Genomic DNA, 20864 nt, shown 5'->3' with positions numbered 1-20864 from the left:
CTGCGAGATGGATTCCAGAGTTCTCGTGCGAACATAACATTGTTACACAGTCAGTCAGAAAATGCATTCCAATACTGTATATTCAAACAGGTCAAATTGTGTCATAATTAGCCGTTTCTGACAGCCGTTTGTCCTTCAAACAAACCAGGCAATCCGTGTTCCAACCGGGAAAGGTGAATGGATAAGATCGAAGTTCGGGGCGCCCGCACCCACAATCTCAAGAATATCAACCTCATAATCCCTCGCGACAAACTGATCGTCGTGACCGGGCTTTCGGGGTCTGGCAAATCCTCACTGGCTTTCGACACTCTGTATGCCGAAGGACAGCGTCGTTACGTTGAATCACTCTCTGCGTACGCGCGTCAGTTCCTGTCGCTGATGGAAAAACCGGATGTCGACCACATTGAAGGCTTGTCTCCTGCTATCTCTATTGAGCAGAAGTCCACCTCGCATAACCCGCGCTCAACGGTCGGTACCATTACCGAAATTCATGACTACCTGCGTCTGCTGTATGCCCGCGTGGGTGAGCCGCGCTGCCCGGACCACGACGTCCCGCTGGCGGCACAAACCGTGAGCCAGATGGTGGATAACGTGCTGTCGCAGCCGGAAGGCAAACGCCTGATGCTGCTGGCGCCGATCATCAAAGAGCGTAAGGGCGAGCACACCAAAACGCTGGAAAACCTGGCAAGCCAGGGCTATATCCGCGCCCGTATTGATGGCGAGGTGTGTGACCTGTCCGATCCGCCAAAGCTGGAGCTGCAGAAGAAGCACACCATCGAAGTGGTGATTGACCGCTTTAAGGTGCGTGACGATCTCGCCACGCGTCTGGCGGAATCGTTTGAAACCGCGCTGGAACTCTCCGGCGGTACCGCCGTGGTCTCCGACATGGACGACCCGCAGGCGGAAGAGCTGCTCTTCTCCGCCAACTTTGCCTGCCCGATTTGCGGCTACAGCATGCGCGAGCTGGAACCGCGCCTGTTCTCGTTCAACAACCCGGCGGGCGCCTGCCCGACGTGTGACGGCCTGGGTGTGCAGCAGTATTTTGACCCGGATCGTGTGATCCAGAATCCGGAGCTGTCGCTTGCGGGCGGCGCAATCCGCGGCTGGGATAAGCGTAACTTCTACTACTTCCAGATGCTTAAATCGCTGGCAGAACACTATAAGTTCGACGTGGAAGCGCCGTGGGCCAGCCTGAGCCCGAACGTGCATAAAGTGATCCTGTTCGGTTCCGGTAAAGAGAACATCGAGTTCAAATACATGAACGATCGCGGCGACACCTCCGTACGTCGCCACCCGTTCGAAGGGGTGCTGCACAACATGGAGCGCCGCTACAAAGAGACCGAATCCAGCGCGGTACGCGAAGAGCTGGCGAAGTTCATCAGCAACCGCTCCTGCGCCACCTGTGACGGCACGCGTCTGCGTCGCGAAGCGCGCCACGTGTTTGTGGAAAACACCGCGCTGCCGACCATCTCAGACATGAGCATCGGTCACGCAATGGACTTCTTCAACAATCTGAAGCTCTCTGGCCAGCGCGCGAAAATCGCCGAAAAAGTGCTGAAAGAGATCGGCGATCGTCTGAAGTTCCTGGTCAACGTCGGCCTGAACTACCTGACGCTTTCCCGCTCGGCAGAAACGCTCTCCGGCGGTGAAGCCCAACGTATCCGTCTGGCAAGCCAGATTGGCGCAGGCCTGGTCGGCGTCATGTACGTGCTCGATGAGCCGTCCATCGGCCTTCACCAGCGCGACAACGAGCGTCTGCTCGGTACCCTTATTCATCTGCGTAACCTCGGCAACACGGTGATTGTGGTTGAGCATGATGAAGATGCGATCCGTGCTGCCGACCATGTTATCGACATCGGCCCGGGCGCGGGCGTACACGGCGGCCAGGTGGTCGCGGAAGGCACCCTGAAAGACATTATGGCAGTGCCAGAATCGTTAACCGGCCAGTACATGAGCGGCAAGCGCAAGATTGAGGTGCCGAAGCAGCGCGTGGCGGCGAATCCGGAGAAAGTGCTTAAGCTCACCGGCGCGCGCGGCAACAACCTGAAAGACGTCACCCTGACGCTGCCGGTTGGCCTGTTTACCTGTATTACTGGCGTTTCCGGTTCCGGTAAATCGACGCTAATCAACGATACGCTGTTCCCGATTGCGCAGACGGCGCTGAACGGCGCGACGCTGGCCGAACCGGCACCGTACCGTGATATCCAGGGGCTGGAGCATTTCGATAAGGTTATCGACATTGATCAGAGCCCGATTGGCCGGACCCCGCGTTCCAACCCGGCGACCTATACCGGCGTCTTTACGCCCGTACGTGAGCTGTTTGCAGGCGTTCCGGAAGCGCGTTCGCGCGGCTATACGCCAGGTCGTTTCAGCTTTAACGTTCGCGGCGGCCGCTGTGAGGCGTGTCAGGGCGACGGCGTGATCAAGGTGGAGATGCACTTCCTGCCGGATATCTACGTGCCGTGCGACCAGTGCAAAGGCAAACGCTATAACCGCGAAACGCTGGAGATTAAGTACAAAGGCAAAACGATCCACGAAGTGCTGGACATGACCATCGAAGAGGCGCGTGAGTTCTTTGACGCCGTTCCTGCGCTGGCGCGTAAGCTGCAGACGCTGATGGACGTGGGGCTGACCTACATTCGTCTGGGGCAGTCCGCTACCACGCTGTCAGGGGGTGAAGCGCAGCGCGTGAAGCTGGCGCGTGAGTTGTCTAAACGCGGTACCGGTCAGACGCTGTATATCCTGGATGAGCCGACCACCGGTCTGCACTTTGCCGATATCCAGCAACTGCTCGACGTTCTGCATCAGCTTCGCGATCAGGGCAACACCATTGTGGTCATTGAACACAACCTGGACGTGATTAAAACCGCGGACTGGATTGTCGATCTCGGCCCGGAAGGCGGCAGCGGCGGCGGTGAAATCCTTGTCTCCGGCACCCCAGAGACCGTTGCAGAGTGCGAAGCCTCGCACACCGCGCGCTTCCTCAAGCCATTGCTGTAATTGTCACACGGAGAGTTGCTGTCGGGTCGCTTCCGGCAGCAACTCAACCGCCTGCTGATAAGACGCGTCAACCAGATAGTATATTTGTGAGCCTGGCAGCGACCCGTCAAGATAGACGGTACTCCAGTGAGCTTTATTGAGATGCTTGCTTGGCCGCACGTCATGGTGCTGCTGGCGTAACAAATCGGCCAGTTCCGGGCTGGTTTTCAGCGACGCCGCTGGACGCCCCTCAACCTCTTTCACCATCGCAAACAGGACGTCCCCCACTTTAATCTGGGTGGCTTTCCAGTCGCTATGAACGCTCTGCTCCGCACCTGGTTTACTCATGCAGTACTGAAGTAGCTCCGAAATTGTCATCTTTATTCCCCTTGTAGCGTGGCGATAATTTTACGCGAACCACCGTGAATACGATGCTCTCCCAGCCAGATCCCCTGCCATGTTCCCAGCATTAGCCGCCCATGGTGTACCGGCAACATCAGCGATACGCCCAGCAGGGAAGATTTGATATGTGAAGGCATGTCATCGTCGCCCTCATAGTCGTGCTCATAAGGCGCGTTGTCCGGAACGGTCTTCAGAAAATGGTGCTCCATGTCAGACCGGACGGTGGGATCGCAATTTTCATTAAGCGTGAGAGAGGCAGACGTGTGCTGAAGCAGCAAATGCAGCAAACCCGTTTTGACCTGCGACAGGTCGCGGATTTGCCCGATGACTTCATCCGTCACCAGGTGAAATCCGCGTGGTTTAGCGCTTAACGTCAGGGTCTGTTGATACCACATGTGCTGCTCCGTAATGAAAGATGAATCTTTCTAAGTGTGCAGCAAGAAGACGAAAGGTAAAACCCGCAGCAGCGAGATTTGACTAAAAAAGAGTCAAACCCGCTGCCTGGGGCTTAATACTCCGAGTTGACGATCACCTCTTCGCCAAACTTTCCGGCCATCGGCAGCGGTCGATAGGTCGAGTTAGAAGCGCGTAACACTCTGATCCCTCTGGCCCCGACGTCATGCGCAGCGGTAATGTCGTTATCTGAATCACCGTAGAACAGTTTGATATTTTTCTTTTCCAGCCACTGGGTTTTGGTGTTTTGCCCTTCTTTGTCACCCGCAAAGATCACCGGGTTCATGTTGGCCGCCGGGATCATGAAATCATCCTGCAGGGTTTTAGAGACGGTTTCCGTTTTGGTCTGACTGCGTCCGGTGACAAAGTAAATGCTGTCGCCGCGCTTCACGTGCATGGCGATAAGCGCGCGGGCCACCTCTTTCGGGATGCTGAATTCGTCCCAGCCGTTGTTCATTTTTTCCCAGAACTCGGGGTTTTTCAGATACGCTTCGCTGTCGGGAGAATACATTTTTTTGCCGCGCCAGAATCCCGGGCTGGAGAACAGAACGGTATCGTCAATATCGAAGCCCACGGCCATCGGCGGACGCCCCATCAGGCTGTTCTCGATCTGGGCCACGGAAACCCAATGAATGGGTGCCTGTTCGGCAAGAATGGCAGCGGTGGTACCGGTGTAAAGCGGCGTCGGGGCGGAAGCGCGCGCGACGACAGCACTGTTAAGCGAGAACAATAAGCAGGCGGCGCTGAGCGCCAGTGTGATCTTGCGCATATTTTCCCCTGAATATTCAGTTCGTTATCGTTTTATTTTGAGCGAATGGTCAAAAACTTTCCGACCATAACCCCAGCGGGAGGTGAAGGAAAGGAGTTTTTACTTATGAAGTCGAATAAAAAGAAGACGATCACAAAGCACAGAAGAGGCGTGTAGGCCCGGTAAGCGCAGCGCCACCGGGCGAAATTTTACACTGGTGCAAACAAAAAAGCCGGGTGGCGGCTACGCCTTACCCGGCCTACAAAGGGCATACAAGTAAGTAAATACTTACATTACAGCGGCAAATGCCTGCGCCACACGATGCACGTTGCTGGCATTCAGACCTGCCACGCACATACGCCCGCTGGCAATCAGATAGACGCCAAACTCTTCACGCAGGCGATCGACCTGAGCGGCACTCAGTCCGGTGTAGCTGAACATCCCGCGCTGTTTCAGCAGATAGTCAAAGTTATGCCCCGGCACAGCCTCTTTCAGCACGTTAACCAGTTCCTGACGCATCGACAGAATACGCTTACGCATGGATTCCACTTCAGCAAGCCAGTTAGCTTTCAGCTGCTCATCACCGAGAACGGTCGCCACCACCTGCGCACCAAAGTTTGGCGGGCTGGAGTAGATACGGCGCACCGTCGCCTTCAACTGCCCCAGTACACGGCCCGCCGCTTCGGCGTCTTCGCACACCACGGAAAGGCCACCGACGCGCTCGCCGTACAGGGAGAATATTTTCGAGAAGGAGTTACTCACCAGTGCAGGCAGCCCGGCGCTGGCAACGGCGCGGATCGCGTAGGCATCCTCTTCCATCCCTGCGCCAAAGCCCTGATAGGCAATATCGAGGAACGGGATCAGATTGCGCGCTTTCAGCACCTCAATCACCGCATCCCACTGGGCATTTGTCAGGTCTGCACCGGTCGGGTTATGGCAGCACGGATGCAGCAGGACGATACTGCGCTCCGGCAGCGTATTCAGTTTTTCCAGCAGCGCCTCAACGCGCACGCCGTTGGTTTCGCTGTCGAACCACGGGTAGGTCGCCACCTTAAATCCTGCGCCTTCAAAAATCGCTACGTGGTTTTCCCACGTTGGGTCGCTGACCCACACTCCCGAATCCGGGAAATATTTTTTCAGGAAGTCGGCACCCACTTTAAGCGCACCCGACCCGCCCAGCGTCTGGATGGTCGCCACCCGTTTTTGCGCCAGCACGGCGTGATCGGCACCAAACAGCAGCGGCGCGATGGTGTTGCGGTAGCTGTTGAGCCCTTCCATCGGCAAATATAGCGACGCACCGTGCGGCGCGGCGTTCAGACGCGCTTCGGCTTCAGCGACGGCTTTCAACTGAGGAATAATGCCATCCTCGTTGTAATACAGGCCAATGCTGAGGTTCACTTTATCGCTGCGAGGATCTTCTTTGAAACGCTCCATTAAGGAGAGAATGGGGTCGCCGGCGTAGGCGTCAACTTTCTGAAACACGCGATGTCTCCGGAATTCGATGAGGCAGGGAATTCAACAATAAACCGGAAGTGGGAGAAGATCGAGTGGATGTTAATAAAGTTGAAGTGAGGTTATTGGCCTCACTTCATTGTCAGTTCAGTCGATGTATTTCATCGCCACCCGTGATGTCAGGCGCGTGATAAGTTCGTAAGCACTCACTTTTGTCATTTCAGCAATGCGTTCAACAGGCAACCCTTCGCCCCACATCACCACATCGTCGCCGGGTTTATCCTGGGCGTCAGGCCCCAGATCGACGCATATCATGTCCATCGCCACCCGACCCACAATCTTCACTTCGCGGCCGTTGACCAGAACCGGCGTACCGGACGGCGCGGCGCGCGGATAGCCGTCGCCATAGCCCATTGCCACGACGCCGAGACGGGTATCACGTTCGCTGGTCCAGGTGCCGCCGTAACCTACCGGCTCACCCGTTTTGTGTTCGCGCACGGCAATCAGATTAGACACCAGAGACATCACCGGCTGGAAACCCAGGTCCGGTCCCCAGGGTTTGTTCTCCAGCGGCGACACGCCGTAAAGAATGATGCCCGGGCGAGCCCAGTCGAGGTGCGACTGAGGCCACAGTAAAATTCCGCCGGATGCCGCAATGGATCGCATCCCGGGTTTGCCTTCGCAGAAGGTAGTAAAGATATCCAGCTGCCGCTCGGTCTCACCGCACTCGGGCTCATCGGCGCGGGCGAAGTGGCTGACAATGTTCACCGGCTGACGCACGTTTTTGCACTGGCACAAACGCTGGTAAAACGCGTCCGCGTTCTCCGGACGCACACCCAGACGGTGCATGCCCGTGTCGAGCTTCATCCACACGGTGACCGGTTCGCTTAGCTCGGCGGTTTCCAGTGCGGCGAGCTGCTCTTCGTTATGCACCGCCGTGTGAAGATGCTGGTCTGCAATGGTCGGCAAATCTGTGGCTTCGAAAAAACCTTCCAGCAGCAGAATCGGTTGCGTGATCCCTCCCGCGCGCAGGCGGAGAGCCTCTTCAAGACGGGCGACGCCAAAGGCGTCGGCATCGGGGAGCGTTCGCGCGGTCTCGAGAAGACCGTGTCCGTAAGCGTTCGCTTTCACGACTGCAACGAGCTTGCTGGCGGGTGCCAGTTCACGCAGACGTTGCAGGTTGTGTCGCAGAGCGCGGCGGTTGATGACGACTGTTGCCGCTTGCATTTGAATTCCTTAGAAATTACTCATCATCATATTGAGGACCGGCATAGTTGTCGAAACGCGACCACTGGCCGTTAAAGGTCAGACGCACCGTCCCGATCGGGCCGTTACGTTGTTTACCAATAATAATTTCGGCGATCCCTTTCAGGTCGCTGTTCTCATGATAAACCTCATCACGGTAGATGAACATGATTAAGTCCGCATCCTGCTCGATGGAGCCGGATTCACGCAGGTCAGAGTTGACCGGACGTTTGTCGGCACGTTGTTCCAGGGAGCGGTTAAGCTGCGACAGCGCCACGACCGGCACGTGCAGCTCTTTGGCTAACGCCTTGAGCGAGCGGGAAATCTCGGCGATTTCCAGCGTACGGTTGTCGGAAAGCGACGGCACGCGCATCAGCTGAAGGTAGTCGATCATGATAAGACCAATACCGCCGTGCTCGCGGGCGATACGGCGCGCGCGGGAACGGACTTCCGTCGGCGTCAGGCCGGAGGAGTCATCAATATAGATGTTACGTTTTTCCAGCAGAATGCCCATGGTGCCGGAGATGCGCGCCCAGTCCTCATCGTCAAGCTGACCGGTACGGATGCGGGTCTGGTCCACGCGCGACAGCGATGCCAGAGAACGCATCATGATCTGCTCGGAGGGCATCTCAAGACTGAAGATGAGTACCGGCTTGTCCTGCAACATCGCCGCGTTTTCGACGAGGTTCATCGCAAAGGTCGTTTTACCCATCGACGGACGCGCGGCGACGATAATCAAATCCGACGGCTGCAGGCCGGCGGTTTTCTTGTTGAGATCGTCATAGCCGGTGTTCACCCCGGTCACACCGTCATGCGGCTGCTGGAACAGCTGTTCGATACGGGCGACGGTGGCGTCGAGGACATCGGCGATGTTTTTTGGGCCTTCGTCTTTATTCGCGCGGCTTTCGGCGATTTTAAAGACGCGGGACTCCGCGAGGTCGAGCAGATCTTCGCTGGTGCGGCCCTGCGGATCAAAACCGGCTTCGGCGATCTCATTCGCCACCGAGATCATCTCGCGGACAACCGCACGTTCGCGCACAATGTCGGCGTAGGCGCTGATGTTCGCCGCACTTGGCGTATTTTTCGATAATTCTGCCAGATAGGCGAACCCGCCGACGCTGTCCAGTTGACCCTGACGCTCCAGCGATTCCGCGAGCGTGATCAGGTCAATCGGGCTGCCCGACTCCTGCAGACGCGCCATTTCGGTAAAGATATGACGGTGCGGACGGGTGTAGAAATCTTCAGACACCACGCGCTCAGCGACGTCGTCCCAGCGTTCGTTATCCAGCATTAAACCGCCCAACACCGACTGTTCCGCTTCAATCGAGTGCGGCGGGACCTTTAACCCTGCGACCTGGTAATCACGCTCGCGAGGTTCAGTCTGTTTGTTGAAGGGTTTGTTTCCTGCCATAGTGAATGGAGTTACCGAGATAAAGAGTGGGTCGAAAGATTACCACATTCTGGAGGAAGCATGGCAACACGTATTGAATTTCACAAGCATGGTGGCCCTGACGTACTCAAAGCGGTGGAGTTCACCCCCGCCGCGCCTGGCGAAAATGAAGTGCAGGTCGAAAACAAAGCCATCGGCATTAACTATATCGATACCTATATTCGCGGCGGTCTCTACCCGCCTCCGTCACTGCCGAGCGGGCTGGGCACCGAGGCGGCCGGTATCGTCAGCAAAGTGGGCAGCGCGGTTAAGCATCTTAAGGAGGGCGACCGCGTGGTGTATGCGCAATCGGCTCTTGGGGCTTACAGCTCCGTCCATAACGTCCCGGCGGATAAAGCCGCCCTGCTGCCCAACGCCATCACCTTTGAGCAGGCGGCGGCCTCGTTCCTGAAGGGGTTGACCGTTTACTACCTGCTGCGCAAAACCTATGAAATAAAACCCGACGAGCAGTTCCTGTTTCATGCCGCGGCGGGTGGCGTCGGGCTTATCGCCTGCCAGTGGGCAAAAGCACTGGGCGCGAAACTGATCGGTACCGTGGGCAATGCGCAAAAAGCGCAGCGCGCACTGCAGGCGGGCGCCTGGCAGGTCATTAACTACCGTGAAGAGAGCATTACCGAACGGCTGAAAGAGATAACCAACGGCAAAAAAGTCCGCGTCGTGTATGACTCTGTAGGGAAAGATACCTGGGAAGCGTCGCTGGATTGTCTGCAGCGTCGTGGGCTGATGGTCAGCTTCGGGAATGCGTCAGGCGCGGTGACCGGGGTAAATCTCGGCATTCTGAATCAGAAAGGCTCGCTGTACGTCACGCGCCCATCCCTGCAGGGTTACATCACCAACCGGGAAGAGCTGGAGGAAGCCAGTAACGAGCTGTTCTCGCTGATCGCCAGCGGGGTGATAAAAGTGGATGTGGCAGAGGCGCAAAAATATCCGCTAATCGATGCGCAGCGCGCACATGAGGTGCTGGAGAGCCGGGCCACGCAGGGGTCGAGTTTGCTGATTCCCTGAGCCCTGAAAAGAAATTGGGCTTCCTTAAGGAAGCCCTTTCTTTTTTTAGTTCGGCTGTATGTAGGGTACAGCTCGATGAATTCTTTAGCGGCAGCCATAGTGACAGATTCGATAAGTAAATCCTATTCTGTTCTAAGCCCTGCTGCCGGAAAAGTTACAAGTATGTGACGAACCCCTCAATACCTTAGTAACGAAAGCGGTTATTGCGCTGATAAGTGGGCAGTTTTGGTGATTTTATCGCCCGTATCACCCACACCACGGCAATGGCCAGCAGTAACCACGGCAACAGCTTGATCGTCAGGGCAAATAACCCGCCGATAACCATTACCACCGTCGCCACGACGATAGCCGCCAGAATGCCGAGCAGCGACACACCTGTCGCTAACAGCATGACAAAAAAGCCAATCACAAAAAGTAGTTCCAGCATGGTGCTCTCCCACGAGTTCCCGAGTAATGCAACAGGCATTACAAAATCCATGCCAAACTTAACCTCTTGTTCTTAAAGCAAAACGCCCCGCGAGACGTCGCAGGGCGTGGTGAATTTGACGAACTTTTAGCGAAAATTATCGCTTATCAGCCACCAGTCGCAGCGCATGCTCCAGCACGTCGATATCAGCGCCGGCTTTATGCGCGTTCTCGCTCAGGTAGCGACGCCACTGGCGCGCCCCGGGGATCCCCTGGAACAGGCCGAGCATATGGCGGGTAATGTGGCCAAGATATGTGCCGTTACTCAGCTCGCGCTCAATGTAAGGATACATGGCACGCACCACGGCAACCGGGTCGGTGTCTGCCCCTTCAACGCCAAAGATTTCGCGATCGACCGACGCCAGAATGCCCGGGTTTTGATACGCCTCGCGCCCGACCATCACGCCATCCATATGTTCAAGGTGCGCTTTCGCCTCTTCCAGCGACTTAATGCCACCGTTGATCGACATCGTCAGGTGCGGGAAATCACGCTTCAGCTGATACACACGAGGATAGTCCAGCGGCGGAATTTCACGGTTCTCTTTTGGGCTAAGACCAGAAAGCCAGGCTTTACGCGCGTGGATGATAAACATCTCGCATTCGCCTTTCCCGGAAACCGTATTGATAAAATCGCACAGGAATGCATAGCTGTCCTGGTCGTCAATGCCGATGCGGGTTTTGACCGTCACCGGAATGGAGACCACGTCGCGCATCGCCTTGATACAGTCTGCCACCAGTTGAGCGTTCCCCATCAGGCACGCGCCGAACATGCCGTTTTGCACGCGATCGGACGGGCAGCCGACGTTGAGGTTGATCTCGTCGTAGCCGCGCGCTTCTGCCAGCTTCGCGCACTGCGCCAGCGCGGCCGGATCGCTGCCGCCCAGCTGCAGGGCAACCGGATGCTCTTCCTCGCTATAGGCCAGATAGTCGCCCTTGCCGTGAATGATTGCGCCCGTGGTCACCATCTCGGTGTACAGCAGCGTATGGCGGGAGAGCTGACGCAGGAAGTAGCGGCAGTGTCTGTCCGTCCAGTCGAGCATCGGCGCAATGGAAAAACGGTGTGCGGGAAAAACAGTCTGTAATTCTGACGACATGGCGAAGTTTTAAGCATCTGGTGGAAACGGGGCGCTACTATAGCACAAAGAAAAGCCGGAGGCGCAGCGCCTCCGGTGGACTTTAGAACGTCATGCTCAGCTGAGCTCCTGCCCCCCAGGTCTCGTCTTCGCCGTACAGCCCCATCAGGTCAACATGCACGGTGCTAAACGGCGCGAAACCGACACCGCCGGTAAAGACATTGCTGTCGTTACCCTTCACGTCCGCGCGATAACCCGCCCGCACCGCCAGCCAACTCAGCGGCGTGACTTCGGCACCGACGCCAACATACTGTGACGTATCTTCGCTCTTGAAGCCCTTGGTTTCCGTCAGATCGCCATCGGCAGTCAGCGTCACCAGATCGTTGTGCCAGGCGGCCCCGGCGGTCACCAGCGGACGGATCTGGTAGGTGTCTTTATAGCTCACCACTTCTCCCGTACGCCCGTTGCGGATACGGATATCTTTGGTGTCGATATCACGCGACATCAGGTTTTGTCCGCTCACGCCGACCGTCCAGTTTTCGCCGAAATCGGCCGCAATCCCGGCATCCACGTTGAAGCCCGTATCGTCTGTACGGTAGCGGCTGTCATTCCACTTATTACTGTCGTAATCGTAGATTGAGGTCGTGTAGTTATAGACCCAGGTTTTTTGCAGTTTTGGCGTCACGCCCACGGAAACCGGAACGCCGCCAAGATCGAACTGACGGGCAATGGCAACGCCATAGTCGGACACAATTGCCGCCCGGCCAGAGGCCGTCGAGTTGAGGTTTTTGGTGATTTGGTCCGTGCCGTTCAGCGCAGCATCCAGCGCGACGCCGGCCGCGACCGCATCACTGTTTTGAATACCGCGAAGGTAATCAATATCCTGCTGGTCGATCGACGAACTCACCCGACCATGGGCGTAGCCTTTCGCCATAAACGCCACGGAAAGGACATCGTTAGGGATACTCACGGCAATGCCTGCCCCTGCCGTAGCGCGTGCGGTCTTGCCCTTGAGATAGTCCAGCTCATCAGCAAGATCTTTTGCCGCGCCCTGGAACTGGTTAATAGAACCTAATGGATTGGTGATAATTTCAACCGGCGTAAGATTATCCACCACGTCCTTATAGTGATTAATTTTGTCGTTGATATTATCAATCTCGTCCTGAAGATTGTCTTCATCCGTGATCTGCGCGCCAACCGAAGGCAATATGACCGTCACATCATCGTCCGGTTTTGCCTTTGCCAGCAGCGCGGGGTTGATTAACGCCCCACTGCCATAGCTTCCCGAAGCCACGCCGGTGCCACCCATTGCGTCGCTGCGTGATTCTGTCCAGGTATTGGCTGCTCCCGCCTGATTTGCCATAAACAAGGAGACAGCAATGCTAACCACCGAAAATTTAAAATTTTTTTTCACAGTATGCCCGTTATAGTCTGTTATGAAATAACCCCTGTCTGTTATCACCCAAACAGGAACGAACTATTGCTGTGAATAAGTAGTAAAAGACCCGCTAATTCTTTCCCTAAGTAAAACTTCCTTACGGCCTGTTGTAATTTGTGACGGCCCTCAATATTTATAGAAGAGGAAATTATTTTTTCCCAGGTTTTCCATCATGCGGCCCAAAAAACTGGGGAGGATGGTCTACCCAGCGATCTTGCCGCGTGGCGGCGTACTCCGGGTTGAGCGGATAGTAGATACGGTTGTGCTTCTTGTTAGCCTCGCCAACGACCAGTAACCGAACCTCTTCGTCCGTGTTATTGATAAAGGTATGACAGATGCCGGTTCCGGCAGGAAAGCCCACGCTGTCGCCAGGCTCCAGCTTCCACAAGTAGCCATTAATCCAGGCTTCAGGGTAGCCTTCAATCACGTAAATAAACTCTTCTTCATCGCTTTCCGCGTGGGGATAGGATGTCCTGCGCCCTGGCGGCAAACGCTCATGATGGATGCCAATACGCCCGAGCCCGAGCTTGCGGGCCAGCGGCGCACCGATGGAAAACAGCTCATCGCTGTCGGGGTAAGTCGAGTCATCCGCACCTTCAACATCACGCCAGTGCCGAATACAGTCAGGTCTTTTCATTGTTTATCTCCCGGTTTGCGATGGGTCAGGTATAGCACAGACTGGCCGATCTCGGTGTTTTTAGCAGAACATGATAAAGTGAGGGTTTTCCGTCCTATAACATCCGGGGTGCTAAATGGATAAGTCCACAAAAGAGCTGTTAGCGCAGGCCGAAAAGCTGTGCGCGCAACGCAATGTGCGCCTGACTCCGCAGCGCCTTGAAGTGTTGCGTTTGATGAGTCTGCAACAGGGTGCCATCAGCGCCTACGATCTGCTCGACCTGCTCCGCGAAAGCGAGCCGCAGGCAAAGCCACCGACGGTCTATCGCGCGCTGGATTTCCTGCTGGAACAGGGGTTTGTGCATAAAGTCGAATCCACAAACAGCTATGTGCTGTGTCATCTGTTCGATCAGCCTACCCATACATCGGCGATGTTTATTTGTGACCGCTGCGGCGTGGTGAAAGAAGAAGGTGCGGAAGGTGTGGAAGACATTATGCATACGCTGGCCGCTAAAATGGGCTTTGCCCTGCGCCATAACGTGATTGAAGCACACGGGCTGTGCTCAGCGTGTGTGGAAGTGGAAGCCTGTCGTCATCAGGACGCATGTCAGCACGACCACTCGATTATGGTAAAGAAAAAGCCGCGTTAGCAGCAAAAGAAAAGGCGGCTTTTAAGCCGCCTCAGTGGGTTATTCAGCGTTACCAGCGGTAATCGTTACGGGTTTCCCAGTCTTTGACTTCGTTTTCCGCCTGGTCTTTTGCGTAGCCGTAACGCTCCTGAATTTTACCGACAAGCTGGTCGCGTTTACCTTCAATGACGGTCATATCGTCATCCGTCAGCTTACCCCACTGTTCTTTCGCTTTACCTTTGAACTGCTTCCAGTTGCCGCCGATTTCGTCTTTATTCATCATCGTGTCCTCTTCGTTAAGCGTCGGGTCGTAACGTCCGTTACGTTCTTTTCTGCTGGACGTGATAATTATTGTAGTTAAGGATTCCGCTGTTAGTTTCATATTCGGAATCTTTAACCGTCACGATATATCGTGGCGTGAGGGGAACCAGGTATTGTTTTGCCAGTGTCGGCGCCAGATAAACGCCAGCGATAACCCGCGCAGTGAGAGAAAGACGGCCAACGCCAGCCATAAACCGTGGTTACCAAGCCACGGAAGCGTCAGCAACGTCAGGCCAAACCCGGCCGCCGCGACAGCCATGCTGTTACGCATTTCGGCTCCGCGCGTCGCGCCAATAAACATGCCGTCCAGCAGATAACACCAGACACCCACCACCGGCAAAATGACCTGCCAGATGAGATAATGGCTCGCCAGTTCGCGCAGTGCCGGCAGGGAGGTGAGTAACGCGATAATCTGTTCGCCAAAGCAGGCGTAAATCAGCGCGAATGCCAGCGCCACCAGACCCGACTGTCGACAGGCCGCCCGCCAGACATCCCGCAGATGCCCGCTTTCCCGTGCGCCATACGCCTGCCCCGAATGCGCTTCAACCGCATAGGCAAAGCCGTCCAGCGCATAGGCGGTAAAGGTCAGCAGCGTCATCAGGACGGCATTAACCGCAACGATGTCTGGCCCGAGCCGTGCGCCAAAGACCGTCAGTGCACCAAAGCAGAGTTGAAGCAGCAATGAACGCAGCATGATGTCACGGTTGAGCGCCAGCAGCTTACGGATATTGCCGCGCCAGGCGGTTTTGAGCAGCGCAAGGGAGATCCCGCGCATCACCAGCACACGCCAGACCATCCACAGACCAATAATAAAGGTCCCGTATTCGGCAATCGCCGTCGCCAGCGCTGCCCCCTGCACGTTCATCTGCAGCCCCATTACCAGCCAGACATCCAGCACAATGTTGAGCAGGTTGCCCACCACCAGCAGAATGACAGGCGCACGGGCATACTGGACGCCCAGGAGCCACCCCAGCAGAACCAGATTAGCCAGCGAGGCGGGCGCGCTAAGCCAGCGGATTTCAAGAAAACGCCGCGCCTGTTCCAGTACTGCCTCGCTGCCGCCAACGATATGAAGTGCAAGGTCAATCAGGGGAGCGCGCAGTAAAACGATCAACACCCCTGCGCCAAGCGCAAGCATCATCGGCTGTACCAGCGCACGCGCCAGACGCAACGGATCTTTTGCACCGTAAGCCTGCGCGGTAAGGCCTGTCGTACTCATGCGCAAAAAGAGCAGCAACATGAACAGAAAGCTGGTTGCCGTCGCGCCAATCGCCACGCCGCCAAGATAAACAGGCGAATCCAGATGACCAATAACGGCGGTATCGACCAGCCCCAGCAAGGGCACGGTGATATTGGAGAAAATCATCGGCAAAGCAAGACGCCACAATGCCTTATCGGATGCCGTCAGCAGTGACATGAAAAATACCGGAAGTGGGAAATGAATCAGGCTACAGCGGAGCTGTAGCCTGTCAGGAAAAGATTAAAGCCATTCACCGTTGCGAATCACCCCAACCGCCAGTCCTTCGATAGAGAAGTTCTGTTCACGCAGGTCCACCACAATCGGGGAGAACTCGCTGTTTTCAGGCAGTAACTGTACGGTGTTACCCTGTTTTTTCAGACGCTTGACGGTCACTTCATCATCAATACGTGCGACCACAACCTGGCCGTTTCGCACATCCTGCGTTTTGTGAACCGCAAGCAGATCGCCATCAAGAATGCCGATGTCTTTCATCGACATACCGCTTACGCGCAGCAGGAAATCAGCGCTCGGTTTGAACATACCAGGATCGACCTGGTAATGGCCTTCAATATGCTGCTGAGCCAGTAAAGGCTCACCTGCAGCAACACGCCCTACCAGTGGAATGCCCGTCTCTTCTTCCACCAGCAGGCGGATACCCCTTGACGCGCCCGAAACAATCTCAATGACACCCTTACGCGCCAGCGCTTTCAGGTGTTCTTCGGCAGCATTTGGAGAACGGAAGCCCAGACGCTGCGCGATTTCCGCACGCGTGGGTGGCATACCCGTCTGGCCGATATGATCCCGAATGAGATCAAACACCTCTTGCTGCCTGGTCGTTAACGCTTTCATTCCGCCCCCTGGGTGTATATACAGTTATGCTGTGAGTATATACAGTCAAAGGCGATTTTGGAACCAAAAACTGCACAAAAAACCAGGGACTTAATTATTCCTCGAGGCTCATCGGAAATGTGACCAAAGCAGCGTGACCCAGGTGATAACGGCAGTGATAATCGCCAGCAACACGGCAGCAGAGCCCATGTCTTTTGCCCGGCCTGAAAGTTCGTGAAAATCAGAGCCGATACGATCCACAACGGCCTCAATAGCGCTATTCAGAATTTCCACTATCATCACCAACAATACGGATCCGATCAGAAGAACGCGCGTTATCGCATCAATATCAAGGAAACAGGCGATAATCACCGCGACAATCGCGGCGACGCCCTCCTGGCGGAAGGCCGCTTCGTTGACCCACGCGGCGCGAAAACCTTTCCAGGAGTAGCCAGCAGCTTTGATGATTCGGGTTAACCCAGTGGTATTATTGGCCATTAAAAGAACCTTTTTTAAAAAAGAGCGTCAGTAACAGGGGCCGTAGCGCGTTTCGCTACCGCCTGAAGTATGACGGGTAACAACAGTAATTTTGCGCGCTTTCTGTTATCCTTGCGCCGCAATTGCATTATTAACCAGAGGCTTTACATCGTTTATGTCCGGCTGGCCACGAATTTACTACAAATTACTTAATTTACCATTAAGCATCCTGGTAAAAAGCAAGTCTATCCCAGCAGAACCCGCGCTGGAATTGGGGCTCGATACGTCGCGTCCCATTATGTATGTTTTGCCTTATAACTCGAAGGCAGACTTACTGACGCTTCGCGCCCAGTGTCTGGCGCATGACTTACCTGACCCGCTTGAACCGCTGGAAGTTGACGGTACGCTGCTGCCGCGCTACGTGTTCATCCACGGTGGGCCGCGTGTGTTTACCTATTACACGCCAAAGGAAGAGTCCATCAAGCTGTTCCATGACTATCTCGACCTGCACCGCAGCAATCCTGACCTGGATGTGCAAATGGTACCGGTGTCGGTGATGTTTGGTCGCCGCCCGGGCCGCGAAAAAGGGGAAGAGAACCCACCGTTGCGCATGCTTAACGGCATCCAGAAGTTCTTTGCGGTCTCCTGGCTGGGACGCGACAGTTTCGTCCGTTTCTCCCCTTCCGTGTCGCTGCGTCGAATGGCGGACGAGCACGGCACCGACAAGATCATCGCGCAAAAACTGGCGCGCGTGGCGCGTATGCACTTCGCCCGTCAGCGCCTGGCTGCCGTCGGGCCACGTCTCCCGGCACGTCAGGATCTGTTCAACAAATTGTTGGCCTCCAAAGCGATTGCCCGCGCCGTTGAAGACGAAGCGCGCAGCAAGAAAATTTCGCATGAGAAAGCCCAGCAGAACGCCATTGCGCTGATGGAAGAGATCGCCGCGAACTTCTCTTACGAGATGATTCGCCTTTCCGACCGTATTCTCGGCTTTACCTGGAACCGCCTCTATCAGGGCATCAACGTTCATAATGCCGAGCGTGTACGTCAGCTGGCGCATGATGGCCATGAGATTGTCTATGTTCCCTGCCACCGCAGCCACATGGACTACCTGCTTCTGTCTTATGTGCTCTATCACCAGGGGCTGGTGCCACCGCACATCGCTGCCGGGATTAACCTGAACTTCTGGCCTGCAGGCCCGATTTTCCGCCGCCTGGGTGCCTTCTTTATTCGTCGTACCTTCAAGGGCAACAAGCTCTACTCCACCGTATTCCGCGAATATCTGGGCGAGCTGTTCAGCCGTGGCTATTCCGTGGAGTACTTCGTGGAGGGCGGTCGTTCCCGTACCGGGCGTCTGCTCGATCCGAAAACCGGCACGCTGTCGATGACCATCCAGGCGATGCTGCGCGGAGGAACCCGTCCCATCACGCTGGTGCCAATCTACATTGGCTATGAGCACGTGATGGAAGTCGGAACTTACGCCAAAGAGCTGCGTGGGGCCACCAAAGAGAAAGAGAGCCTGCCGCAGATGCTGCGTGGTCTGAGCAAGTTACGCAACCTCGGCCAGGGCTACGTCAACTTTGGCGAGCCGATGCCGCTGATGACGTACCTGAACCACCACGTTCCGGAGTGGCGCGAGTCCATTGACCCTATCGAAGCGGTTCGTCCGGCCTGGCTGACGCCAACGGTCAACGGCATCGCCTCCGAGTTGATGGTGCGCATTAACAACGCCGGTGCGGCTAACGCCATGAACCTGTGCTGTACGGCGCTTCTGGCTTCACGTCAACGTTCGCTAACCCGTGAACAGCTGACAGAGCAGCTGGATTGCTATCTGGATATGATGCGCAACGTGCCGTATTCGGTTGATTCAACCGTACCTTCTGCAACGGCCAGTGAGCTTATCGATCACGCGTTGCAGATGAACAAGTTCGAAGTTGAAAAAGACACCATCGGCGACATCATCATTCTGCCGCGCGAGCAGGCCGTGCTGATGACGTACTACCGTAACAACATCACCCACATGCTGATGCTGCCGTCGCTCATGGCGGCCATTATTACCCAGCATCGTCGCATCTCGCGCCAGGCGCTGTTGCACCACGTTGAGACACTCTACCCGATGCTGAAAGCGGAGCTGTTCCTGCGCTGGAGCAAAGACGAGCTGGCGGGCGTGCTGGATAAACTGACCGAAGAGCTGCGTCGTCAGGGGCTGATCACCGTGACGAATGACGAGCTACACATCAATCCGTCACGCTCCCGTACCCTGCAGCTGCTGGCGGCCGGTGCGCGCGAAACGCTGCAGCGCTACGCCATTACGTTCTGGCTGCTGAGTGCGAACCCGTCCATCAACCGCGGTACGCTGGAGAAAGAGAGCCGGACGCTGGCACAACGCCTGTCCGTGCTGCACGGCATTAACGCGCCTGAATTCTTCGACAAAGCGGTCTTCAGCTCACTGGTTCTGACGCTTCGTGATGAAGGCTATATCAGTGATACGGGTGATGCCGAGCCGGAAGAGACGCTGAAGGTTTACCAGATGCTGGCAGAGCTGATCACCTCAGACGTGCGACTGACGATTGAGAGCGCCACGCAGGGCGAGTAACACAATGCCGGGTTATGACCCGGCCTGACGCCCTGGATAATAAAAAGGCCCGGTAAGCGCTAACGCTACCGGGCCTTATTTTTTGAGCGTTGTTAACGCATCGCGTTTAGCTCAATAGCGTAAACGCAATCATTCCGACAATCGCCCCTGTCGTGCCAAGGATGGTTTCCATCAGCGTCCAGGTTTTCAGGGTTTGCGCTTCGGTGGCACCGGTAAACTTACCGAACAGCCAGAAGCCAGCATCGTTAACGTGAGAGACCACAATCGAACCGCCCGCGATACAGACAGAGAGCGCAGCCATCTGTGCACCAGAGTAGTTGAGCTGTTCAATCACCGGCATCACCAGACCCACGGCGGTTAAACACGCCACGGTTGCGGAACCCTGGATGATACGCACCGCCGCCGCCAGCACGAAGCAGGTGACGGCAATCGGTAGCCCCATCCCGGTCAGCGCTTCGCCCAGCGCCGGGCCGACGCCAGAATCCACCAGCACCTGCTTGAACACGCCGCCGGCACCGATCACCAGCAGGATAATCCCCGCAGGCTGCAGCGCTGCACCGCAGATTTCCATCACCCGGTCTTTCGCCATTCCCTGACGCATCGCCAGGCCGTAAATCGCTACCAGACAGGCCACCAGGATCGCCGTGAACGGGTGACCAATAAATTCAAACCACTCATACGCGGTGGAGCCCACCGGCACAAAGCGCGCGGCGATGGTTTTCAGGCCCACGAGAACCAGCGGCAGCAGGATCAGCGACAGGCTGAAACCAAAGGAGGGCATTTTGCCTTCGCCCAGGTGCGGCTCGGTGACGTCATCCGGGATGTGCAGTTCAACGTAACGGCTGATGAAGTTGCCCCACAGCGGGCCGGCAATAATCATCCCCGGGATCGCCGCACACAGGCCAATCAGAATCATCCAGCCAAAGTCAGCATGCATCTGGGAGGCCAGCAGCATTGGCGCGGGTCCGGGTAGCAGAAACGCTGCCGCTGCCGCCACGCCCGCAAACAGCGGAATCACCAGCTTCACGAGGTTAGTGCCGGTATGGCGCGCCATAGAGAACGCCACGCTAATCAGCAGCACCACGGCAACCTCAAAGAACAGCGGCAGCGCGCAGATCAGCCCCGCCAGACCTATCGCATAGTGCGCGCGGCTGTGGCCGAAGGATTTCAGCATCCTGACGGCAATCTGGTCGACCGCGCCCGTCTCGTGCAAAATCTTGCCAAACATGGCGCCCAGCGCGACCACAATCGCCAGGAAGCCCAGCGTGCCACCCATCCCTTTTTCCATCGTCGCGGCGATCTTGTCGAGCGGCATACCGGAAAAGAGACCTGCACCAATAGAAACCACCATCAAAGCAACAAAAGCATGCATACGTGCCTTCATCACTAAAAACAGCAGCAGCAATACGGAACCCACTGCTGTCAAAACTAGCGTTAATGTACTCAAA

19 protein-coding genes are annotated in these 20864 nt (G+C 56.1%); 4 read left to right on the top strand and 15 right to left on the bottom strand.

From position 1 onward, the window contains the following. Positions 1-177: 177 nt before the first annotated feature. Positions 178-3000 (top strand): excinuclease ABC subunit UvrA, encoded by a 2823-nt coding sequence (gene uvrA, locus EKN83_RS20185; RefSeq protein WP_047957548.1) that lies wholly within the window; start codon positions 178-180, stop codon positions 2998-3000. A 3-nt stretch (positions 3001-3003) separates the two neighbouring features. Here uvrA and EKN83_RS20180 read toward each other — a convergent pair whose 3' ends face one another. From EKN83_RS20180 to dnaB, 6 genes are all read right to left on the bottom strand, one after another. Beyond that, positions 3004-3357 carry an MmcQ/YjbR family DNA-binding protein gene (locus EKN83_RS20180; RefSeq protein ID WP_025757844.1) on the bottom strand — a complete coding sequence of 118 codons (354 nt, stop codon included), beginning with the start codon at positions 3355-3357 and terminating at the stop codon, positions 3004-3006. 2 nt (positions 3358-3359) lie between these two features. Continuing rightward, the gene (locus tag EKN83_RS20175) at positions 3360-3776 is read right to left on the bottom strand and encodes a secondary thiamine-phosphate synthase enzyme YjbQ (RefSeq protein WP_025757842.1); all 417 of its coding nucleotides are present in this window, start codon (positions 3774-3776) and stop codon (positions 3360-3362) included. Positions 3777-3889: 113 nt separating this feature from the next. Then, complete coding sequence (aphA, locus tag EKN83_RS20170) at positions 3890-4603, bottom strand: acid phosphatase AphA (protein ID WP_025757841.1); 714 nt, start codon at positions 4601-4603, stop codon at positions 3890-3892. A 267-nt stretch (positions 4604-4870) separates the two neighbouring features. Further along, positions 4871-6064, bottom strand: a complete 1194-nt coding sequence (gene tyrB / locus EKN83_RS20165) for an aromatic amino acid transaminase (protein WP_126801575.1) — start codon at positions 6062-6064, stop codon at positions 4871-4873. 117 nt (positions 6065-6181) lie between these two features. Continuing rightward, positions 6182-7261, bottom strand: a complete 1080-nt coding sequence (alr, locus tag EKN83_RS20160; protein ID WP_025757839.1) for an alanine racemase — start codon at positions 7259-7261, stop codon at positions 6182-6184. 16 nt (positions 7262-7277) lie between these two features. After that, the gene (dnaB, locus tag EKN83_RS20155; protein ID WP_025757838.1) at positions 7278-8690 is read right to left on the bottom strand and encodes a replicative DNA helicase; all 1413 of its coding nucleotides are present in this window, start codon (positions 8688-8690) and stop codon (positions 7278-7280) included. 60 nt (positions 8691-8750) lie between these two features. On the opposite strand from dnaB, the gene EKN83_RS20150 reads away from it, so the two are divergent. Further along, entirely contained in the window at positions 8751-9734 is a 984-nt protein-coding gene (locus EKN83_RS20150) for a quinone oxidoreductase (RefSeq protein ID WP_045285555.1), read from the top strand. Between the two features lie 184 nt (positions 9735-9918). On the opposite strand, the gene pspG is transcribed toward EKN83_RS20150, so the two are convergent. The 4 genes from pspG to EKN83_RS20130 form a co-directional block, all read right to left on the bottom strand. Further along, positions 9919-10161 (bottom strand): envelope stress response protein PspG, encoded by a 243-nt coding sequence (pspG, locus tag EKN83_RS20145; RefSeq protein WP_025757837.1) that lies wholly within the window; start codon positions 10159-10161, stop codon positions 9919-9921. 136 nt (positions 10162-10297) lie between these two features. After that, a complete protein-coding gene (gene dusA, locus EKN83_RS20140; protein ID WP_126801574.1) occupies positions 10298-11293 on the bottom strand; it encodes a tRNA dihydrouridine(20/20a) synthase DusA in 996 nt (331 codons plus the stop codon). Between the two features lie 82 nt (positions 11294-11375). Then, a complete protein-coding gene (locus EKN83_RS20135) occupies positions 11376-12686 on the bottom strand; it encodes a conjugal transfer protein TraF (RefSeq protein WP_025757834.1) in 1311 nt (436 codons plus the stop codon). Between the two features lie 172 nt (positions 12687-12858). Next, positions 12859-13347 (bottom strand): cupin domain-containing protein, encoded by a 489-nt coding sequence (locus EKN83_RS20130; RefSeq protein ID WP_025757833.1) that lies wholly within the window; start codon positions 13345-13347, stop codon positions 12859-12861. A gap of 115 nt (positions 13348-13462) precedes the next feature. Here EKN83_RS20130 and zur point away from each other — a divergent pair, with 115 nt between their 5' ends. Continuing rightward, positions 13463-13975, top strand: coding sequence for a zinc uptake transcriptional repressor Zur (gene zur / locus EKN83_RS20125; protein ID WP_126801573.1), 513 nt, complete (start codon positions 13463-13465; stop codon positions 13973-13975). A 49-nt stretch (positions 13976-14024) separates the two neighbouring features. On the opposite strand, the gene EKN83_RS20120 is transcribed toward zur, so the two are convergent. The 4 genes from EKN83_RS20120 to EKN83_RS20105 form a co-directional block, all read right to left on the bottom strand. Next, a complete protein-coding gene (locus EKN83_RS20120) occupies positions 14025-14234 on the bottom strand; it encodes a CsbD family protein (protein WP_014882139.1) in 210 nt (69 codons plus the stop codon). A 120-nt stretch (positions 14235-14354) separates the two neighbouring features. Continuing rightward, positions 14355-15692 carry an MATE family efflux transporter DinF gene (dinF, locus tag EKN83_RS20115; RefSeq protein ID WP_126801572.1) on the bottom strand — a complete coding sequence of 446 codons (1338 nt, stop codon included), beginning with the start codon at positions 15690-15692 and terminating at the stop codon, positions 14355-14357. A 63-nt stretch (positions 15693-15755) separates the two neighbouring features. Beyond that, complete coding sequence (gene lexA, locus EKN83_RS20110) at positions 15756-16364, bottom strand: transcriptional repressor LexA (protein ID WP_025757830.1); 609 nt, start codon at positions 16362-16364, stop codon at positions 15756-15758. Between the two features lie 108 nt (positions 16365-16472). Further along, positions 16473-16841, bottom strand: a complete 369-nt coding sequence (locus EKN83_RS20105) for a diacylglycerol kinase (protein WP_025757829.1) — start codon at positions 16839-16841, stop codon at positions 16473-16475. Between the two features lie 154 nt (positions 16842-16995). Here EKN83_RS20105 and plsB point away from each other — a divergent pair, with 154 nt between their 5' ends. Next, complete coding sequence (gene plsB, locus EKN83_RS20100) at positions 16996-19416, top strand: glycerol-3-phosphate 1-O-acyltransferase PlsB (protein WP_025757827.1); 2421 nt, start codon at positions 16996-16998, stop codon at positions 19414-19416. Positions 19417-19522: 106 nt separating this feature from the next. Here the strand turns inward: plsB and gntU are convergent, their stop codons facing one another. Beyond that, a complete protein-coding gene (gene gntU, locus EKN83_RS20095) occupies positions 19523-20863 on the bottom strand; it encodes a gluconate transporter (protein ID WP_025757826.1) in 1341 nt (446 codons plus the stop codon). Between the last annotated feature and the right edge of the window lies 1 nt (position 20864).

Source organism: Enterobacter sp. WCHEn090032, from assembly GCF_003986875.1.
In the GTDB taxonomy this organism is placed as follows: domain Bacteria; phylum Pseudomonadota; class Gammaproteobacteria; order Enterobacterales; family Enterobacteriaceae; genus Enterobacter; species Enterobacter sichuanensis.
Note: the sequence above shows the minus strand (reverse complement) of the source record. Positions and strands in the feature narration are given on the sequence as shown.